The 6,139-nt window shown below is 71.3% G+C and carries 6 protein-coding genes and 1 pseudogene; 5 read left to right on the top strand and 2 right to left on the bottom strand.

What is annotated here, in order from left to right; translation table 11 throughout:
• Window positions 1-71: 71 nt before the first annotated feature.
• Window positions 72-329, top strand: a pseudogene (locus tag ACFYQ5_RS30590) (transposase); the annotation flags it as partial.
• Window positions 330-1,189: 860 nt separating this feature from the next.
• Here the strand turns inward: ACFYQ5_RS30590 and ACFYQ5_RS30585 are convergent.
• Window positions 1,190-2,341, bottom strand: a complete 1,152-nt coding sequence (locus ACFYQ5_RS30585) for a hypothetical protein (protein ID WP_389202224.1) — start codon at window positions 2,339-2,341, stop codon at window positions 1,190-1,192.
• A 152-nt stretch (window positions 2,342-2,493) separates the two neighbouring features.
• Between ACFYQ5_RS30585 and ACFYQ5_RS30580 the strand changes: the two genes are divergently transcribed.
• The 3 genes from ACFYQ5_RS30580 to dapD all read left to right on the top strand — a co-directional run bounded on the left by ACFYQ5_RS30580 (window position 2,494) and on the right by dapD (window position 4,465).
• Window positions 2,494-2,814, top strand: a complete 321-nt coding sequence (locus ACFYQ5_RS30580; RefSeq protein ID WP_389202223.1) for a DMT family transporter — start codon at window positions 2,494-2,496, stop codon at window positions 2,812-2,814.
• Window positions 2,814-3,362, top strand: a complete 549-nt coding sequence (locus ACFYQ5_RS30575; protein ID WP_389202222.1) for a TetR/AcrR family transcriptional regulator — start codon at window positions 2,814-2,816, stop codon at window positions 3,360-3,362. Before ACFYQ5_RS30580 ends, ACFYQ5_RS30575 begins: the two co-directional genes overlap by 1 nt.
• 104 nt (window positions 3,363-3,466) lie before the next feature.
• The gene (gene dapD / locus ACFYQ5_RS30570; protein ID WP_389202221.1) at window positions 3,467-4,465 is read left to right on the top strand and encodes a 2,3,4,5-tetrahydropyridine-2,6-dicarboxylate N-succinyltransferase; all 999 of its coding nucleotides are present in this window, start codon (window positions 3,467-3,469) and stop codon (window positions 4,463-4,465) included.
• Here the strand turns inward: dapD and dapA are convergent.
• Complete coding sequence (dapA, locus tag ACFYQ5_RS30565) at window positions 4,437-5,360, bottom strand: 4-hydroxy-tetrahydrodipicolinate synthase (protein WP_389202219.1); 924 nt, start codon at window positions 5,358-5,360, stop codon at window positions 4,437-4,439. The two genes, dapD and dapA, sit on opposite strands and share 29 nt — an antisense overlap.
• Before the next feature lie 141 nt (window positions 5,361-5,501).
• Between dapA and ACFYQ5_RS30560 the strand changes: the two genes are divergently transcribed.
• Window positions 5,502-6,125 carry a DUF4232 domain-containing protein gene (locus ACFYQ5_RS30560; RefSeq protein ID WP_389202217.1) on the top strand — a complete coding sequence of 208 codons (624 nt, stop codon included), beginning with the start codon at window positions 5,502-5,504 and terminating at the stop codon, window positions 6,123-6,125.
• Window positions 6,126-6,139: the final 14 nt, after the last annotated feature.

Here is a 6,139-nt window from a genome sequence, read left to right as displayed (position 1 = left end):
AGCCCGGCGGCAACACCCCCCAGGTCATCCGTTCGACAGGGGGCACACAGCCATACCGGGCCCGGGGGCCAGGCGCCCCATTGCGGGGCCACAAAGAAGGTAACGGGGCTCACACCGGACTTTCGCCGGTCGACCGCGGCCGCCCCGGCAGCAAGCACCACCTGATCACCGACCGGCACGGAACGCCGCTTGTGGTGTCGCTGACCAGCGGAAACCGTCACGACGTCACCCAGCTCATACCCCTGCTGGACGCAATCCCCCGCATCCGCGGCCTGGTGGGCCGGCCCCGACTGGCGAGGGAACGGCGGAGAGCAAGAGATCGGGCATTTCCGACCCTTCCGACCGAAAGAGTGTCCCGATATCTGCGGAATTTGACGTACCGCCCGAGAACCGGTGTCCTGCGGCCATGACTGGAGACACAGGCGTCGACGACGAGGCTTCCCGCCCGGACAGCTTGCTCGAACTCCGCTCGGGCGAGCACTCCATCCGTGTGGGGAACGTCTCCGAGCGCGTCCAACTGGCGGTAGTTGCTGGGCTTTTCGCTACCGCCATCACAACATTGCTAGTCAACGCTTACACGTCCACACGAAGCCCTCACGCGGCGGATGAGACAGCCCCGGTGCCGTAGAGCACCTTCACGCAGTGCGGTGCATGTCCCCTCGGGGAAGTCCTCGCCCGTCTTAACCAAGTGGCAGCCATGACAAAGCGGTTGAACGTTCCCGTCCGTGTCCTCGCCCCGAGTGAAAGCGGCTGCACATGGTCCACGTCCACCACACCCGCGAGGACGAGCGAGCCGCACCGGGCACAGCGGGCACCAGCACGGGCACCGACCAGCACGGAGCCGAGCGGCCCCCGAGAACACCCGGACCAGCACCGCACGGCGAGCACGCCGAGCACGGACCGAAGCCCGCGAACGGCAAATGCGCTGGTCAAAGGTGCAGTGCCCACACCCGGAGTCGAACCGGGAACTCTGCGGATTGTGTACGGGTCTCCGCGAGGGGGCCGGTACCGCGCACCTCTTCCATTGGGTCATGCTAGTGGGCGGTGTGGTCTCCCCGCGCTCTGCCTCACGACCACTGCGGCCACCCCGTGGGGGTGCGTGTTGCACGGGCAGAGCTGTTCGTGAGAGTCGGGCACTCAGACCGCCGTTTCCGGGCTGGTGGGGTGCGCGGACCGGGCCCCGGCCCGGTCACCACTGCGGGGCGGCGCCCCCGTACGGCGGTGGCGGGTAGGTGCCCGGGGCGGGGACGCCGGCCGCCTCGGCCAGTACCGGGCCCAGGTTCTCCGTCCGCATCCGCCGGTCGACGTAGAGCAGGCCGGTGACCAGCTGCGGGAACGTCGTCGAGATGATCTGGCTCACCAGCCCGCCCAGCATGGTCGCGATCAGATAGCCGCTCATGGCGACCATCAACGCCGTGGGGCTCGGGTCGTCTTCCAGCGACGCGGTCCCGATCACGCCGGGGAACACGCCGAGCACCGAGAACGGTATCTGGACGACATAGCCGGCCACGGCCGCCATCAGACCGGCCAGCAGTGTGATGCCGAAGATCCGCCACCAGTCGCCGCGCACCAGCTGGGACGAGCGGCGCAGCGCGGCGACGGGCCCCTGGCCCTCGAAGACCACGACCGCCGGTGCCAGGCAGACCTTTGTCCAGAGCCAGACGGCAAGCGGCCCGGTGATCAGGGCGCCGACGACGCCCACGGTGATGGCGAGTCCGGCGCCGCTGCCACTGGCCATGGTGACGAGGCTGACGACCGTCGTGATGAGGGCCGCCGTGAGGAGCAGTACCGGCACGACGGCGACCAGGGAGGTGAGGATCAGAGCCCCGATCATGGGAGCGACACGGGACCAGGCCGTGCGCCACACCGTCGCGAAGGCGATGGGCCTGCCCAGGACCGCCTCCTGCAGCACGGCCGGGACCGCCGCGTACATCAGGCCGGAGACGATCGCCATGGTGGCGATGCCCAGCAGCGCGAGGAGGCAGCCCGCGATCACGAGCGGGACGACGTCCGTGGACGAGGCCTCCTCGCCGTAGTCCAGGGAGGTCACCCTTTCCAGGCGGCCGGAAACGGCGGAGTAGGCGATGGCCACCGCCGCCGTCATGAGGAGCGCGGCGCCGCCGTAGAGGGTGACGGCCAGTCCGAACAGCTGCTTCCAGTACCTGCCCATCGTCGAGAAGGCCCCGCCCAGCACGTCCCCCAGCCCCAGCGGGGCGAGCGGTATCACCCCTGGCTTCGGCGGTGGCACCCAGCCGCCCCATCCCGGGGGCCCTCCGTAGGGGCCTCCGCCGTACGTCGCGCCCCCGTAGGCGCCCCCGCCCCACCCTGCGTCCTGCGTCACCACTGCTCCGTTGTTCGTATCGTCCGGTTGTCATCGGTTCCTACCGGTGCGGACACCGTAGCGTCCCGGGTGCTCCCGGATTCCGCCCCGGGCGGTCATGACAGGGGCTCCTGATGTGTACGCCCGTACGCACCTTGTGTACGCTTGTACGCATGGGATACGGACTGCTGGCCGCGGCCATCGCGGCGGAGGTGGCGGGGACGACCGCCATGAAGTACAGCGAGGGCTTCACCCGGCTGTGGCCCTCGGTCATCACGGTCGTGGGCTACGTGCTGGCCTTCGCGCTGCTCGCCCAGACCCTCAAGACGCTCTCGGTCGGCACCGCCTACGCGATCTGGGCCGGAGCGGGCACCGCGGCCGTCGCCGCCATCGGCATCCTCTGGATGGGCGAGCCCGCTGGTCTCGCCAAGCTGGCCGGCATCGCGCTGGTCATCGCGGGGGTCGTCGTCCTCAATCTCGGAGGAGCCCACTGATGGCCCGGCGGTACGACCCCGAGCGGCGCGAGCGCATCATCGACGCGGCCATCCGCGTCGTCGCGGACCGGGGTATCGGAGGGCTCAGCCATCGCACCGTGGCCGCCGAGGCCGATGTGCCGCTCGGCTCGACGACGTATCACTTCGCCTCGCTCGACGAGTTGCTGATCGCCGCCCTGCGCCGGTGCAACGAGAGCTTCGCCCGGACGGTGCGGGAGAGCCCGTACTTCGCCGACCCCGCGGTCCCGCTCGCCGACGAGCTGACCCGGCTGATGGGGGAGTGGTTCGCTGCGGGACGCGGGCCGCTGGCGCTGGAGTACGAGCTGTACCTCGCGGCTCTGCGCAGGCCCGCACTGCGACCGGTCGCCACCGAGTGGGCCGATGCCCTGGCCGACCTGATCGCCCACCGCACCGACCGGGCCACCGCACGGGCGCTCACGGCGCTGCTCGACGGGATCAGCCTCCAGGTGCTGCTCACCGGGGGGCACTTCGACCCGGAGTACACCCGGGAGATGCTGGCCAGGGTGGCGGACGGGGCGGATCGCTGACACCGGTCAGGCGGTGTCCCGGCGTACGGCCGCCGGCGGCCCTGAAGTCTCCGGCGGCTGAGACCGGTTCGCCCGCGCGGGGCTCGGGCGGTTAAGTTCTGTTCATGACCGACACGACTTCCCAGGGCTCCGCCCGCACCACCGGCGCCGTCGCCGCCGGCCTCGCCACCATCGCCGGTGACGGCACCGTCCTCGACACCTGGTTCCCCGCCCCCGAGCTCGCCGCCGAGCCCGGGCCGGCCGGAACGCAGCGCCTCAGCCCCGAGGAGACGGTGAACCGTCTCGGCGAAGGCGCGGCCAAGGCGCTCGGCGTGGACGCGCGCCGCGGGGTGGAGGTCGTCGCCGTGTCCACGGTCATCTCCTCGCTGGACGACAAGCCGCTCGACGCGCACGACACCTACCTGCGACTGCACCTGCTCTCGCACCGTCTCGTCCAGCCCCACGGGCAGAACCTCGACGGTATCTTCGGCTTCCTCGCCAACGTCGCCTGGACCTCGCTGGGCCCGGTGGCCGTCGACGACCTGGAGAAGGTCCGGCTCAACGCCCGCGCCGAGGGCCTGCACCTCCAGGTCACCTCGGTGGACAAGTTCCCCCGGATGACGGACTACGTCGCGCCCAAGGGCGTACGGATCGCCGACGCCGACCGGGTCAGGCTCGGCGCGCACCTGGCCTCGGGCACGACCGTGATGCACGAGGGCTTCGTCAACTTCAACGCCGGCACCCTCGGCACCTCCATGGTCGAGGGCCGCATCTCCGCGGGCGTCGTCATCGGCGACGGCTCCGACATCGGCGGCGGCGCGTCCACCATGGGCACGCTGTCCGGCGGCGGCAAGGAGCGCATCGCCATCGGCCGACACTGCCTGATCGGTGCCGAGGCCGGCGTCGGGATCGCGCTCGGCGACGAGTGCGTCGTCGAGGCCGGGCTCTACGTCACGGCCGGCACCCGGGTCACGATGCCGGACGGGCAGGTCGTCAAGGCCCGGGAGCTGTCCGGCGCCTCGAACATCCTCTTCCGCCGCAACTCGGTCACCGGTGCCGTCGAGGCCCGCCCGAACAACGCGGTGTGGGGCGGCCTCAACGACGTACTGCACAGCCACAACTAGGGCGGGTTTCGGAAGGAGCGGCGAGGAGCTCCTCGTACACCGCGCGCAGCCCGTCAGTCGCCTCTCGGCCGGCGGGCTGCAGTGGTTCGCGGACCGGACCCGCGTCCAGCAGCGCCTTCGCCGTGACCGTGCCGGGCAGTCCGGCGGCCATCATGGCCTCGACCAGCGGGGCGGCGAGGCCGTTGAGACGGGCCGCCTCCGTGGTGTCACCGGCGTCGAACGCGTCCAGCACGGCCCGCATCTGACGCGGGGCGGCGTTGGCGACCGTACTGACGTAGCCGGCCCCGCCGAGCGCGTACAGCGGGAGATTCAGCTCCTCGCAGCCCGAGTAGTACTCCAGCGAGGACCGCGCCATCACCCTGGTGGCCGCGAGCAGGTCGTACGAACAGTCCTTGACCGCCAGGACGCGCGGGTGTCCCGCCAGGCGCAGCAGTGTCGCCGGTTCGATCCGCGTGCCGGTGCGGCCCGGGATGTCGTAGAGCATCAGGGGGATGCCGGTCGCCTCCGCGACCCGGAGGAAGTGTGCCTCCACGGCTGCCTGCGGTGGGCGGCTGTAGTACGGGGTGACCACCAGCAGCCCGTCGGCGCCCGCGGCCTCGGCCTCCTGCGCGAGCCGGACCGTGTGCCGGGTGTCGGAGCTGCCGACCCCGGCGACGAGCGGAACGGTGTCGCCGACCGCCTGCCGGACGGCCCGCAGCAGCGCGGTCTTCTCCTCGTCCGTCGTGGTCGGTGACTCGCCGGTGGTGCCGCTGAGCACGAGACCGTCGCAGCCGTCCGCGACCAGCCCGGCGGCGTGACGGCGGGCGGCGTCCAGGTCCAGGTCTCCCGCGGCGGTGAACGGCGTGATCATGGCGCAGAGGGTGCGGCCGAAGGGCCTGGCCGTGTGGGATCTCATCTCCGCAGTCTCGGCCTCCGGTGTGGTCGGGTCCACTTAGTTCTGCTTGGGGTGACGGTCAAGAGATGCTGAACAGTGGGCGCGGTCTGGCATGATCGAACAGAGTGGCGACGGACCGTTCCAGGGGTGGGGTCAAGCGGTATGCGCGTACGCAGGACGATCTCGGCAGCCGTGCTCACGGCGGCCGCACTGACGCTGTCCGGCTGTGCCGGATTCCTCGTACCCGCGGGGGAGGGGGAGCCGGGCCCCACACGGAGTCCCGCCGGCACGACGCGGCCGGCGGAGTCCGGGGCGACGACGGACGCGCCCGCTCAGGGTGCGCCGAGCCCCACGGTGCCGAACGACGACTGCCCTGCTTCCGGAGCGGTCGTGGAGATGGGCCCCGTCGAGACGGCGATGTTCGCCCGGGCCGTCACGCTCACGCTCACCAACTGCGGCAAGCAGCCCTACCGTGTGCACGGTTACCCGTCCGTCCGCGCGCTGGGCGACGACGGCGAGCGCATCCCCGTCCCCGTGAACGCGGGCGGATCGATGTTCGGCAACGACGAGGGGCCGGAGGAGGTCATGCTGAAGCCCGGCGCGAGTGTCCGGTCGACGCTGGCCTGGGTCTCCACCAAGGAGGGCGGCGACCTCATCGAGGGCGACGCCCTGGAGATCGCCGCCGCCCCCGACACGGGAGCGCGGGTCTTCCCGCTGGAGGGCCACGACATACGCCTGATGGACGAGCTGAACACGACGGCCTGGCGGTCGAAGCCGACCCGCTGACCGGCCCTGACCCC

Origin of the sequence: Streptomyces sp. NPDC005794 (assembly GCF_042871445.1) — a bacterium.
Lineage (GTDB): Bacteria > Actinomycetota > Actinomycetes > Streptomycetales > Streptomycetaceae > Streptomyces.
Note: the sequence above shows the minus strand (reverse complement) of the source record. Positions and strands in the feature narration are given on the sequence as shown.

What these genes read in the sequence shown, in the direction of transcription:
- ACFYQ5_RS30560 (WP_389202217.1), top strand. Translation starts at nt 5,502, where the DNA reads ATGCGCGTACGCAGGACGATCTCGGCAGCCGTGCTCACGGCGGCCGCA.
- dapD (WP_389202221.1), top strand. Translation starts at nt 3,467, where the DNA reads ATGACCGACACGACTTCCCAGGGCTCCGCCCGCACCACCGGCGCCGTC.
- ACFYQ5_RS30580 (WP_389202223.1), top strand. Translation starts at nt 2,494, where the DNA reads ATGGGATACGGACTGCTGGCCGCGGCCATCGCGGCGGAGGTGGCGGGG.
- dapA (WP_389202219.1), bottom strand. Translation starts at nt 5,360, where the DNA reads ATGAGATCCCACACGGCCAGGCCCTTCGGCCGCACCCTCTGCGCCATG.
- ACFYQ5_RS30575 (WP_389202222.1), top strand. Translation starts at nt 2,814, where the DNA reads ATGGCCCGGCGGTACGACCCCGAGCGGCGCGAGCGCATCATCGACGCG.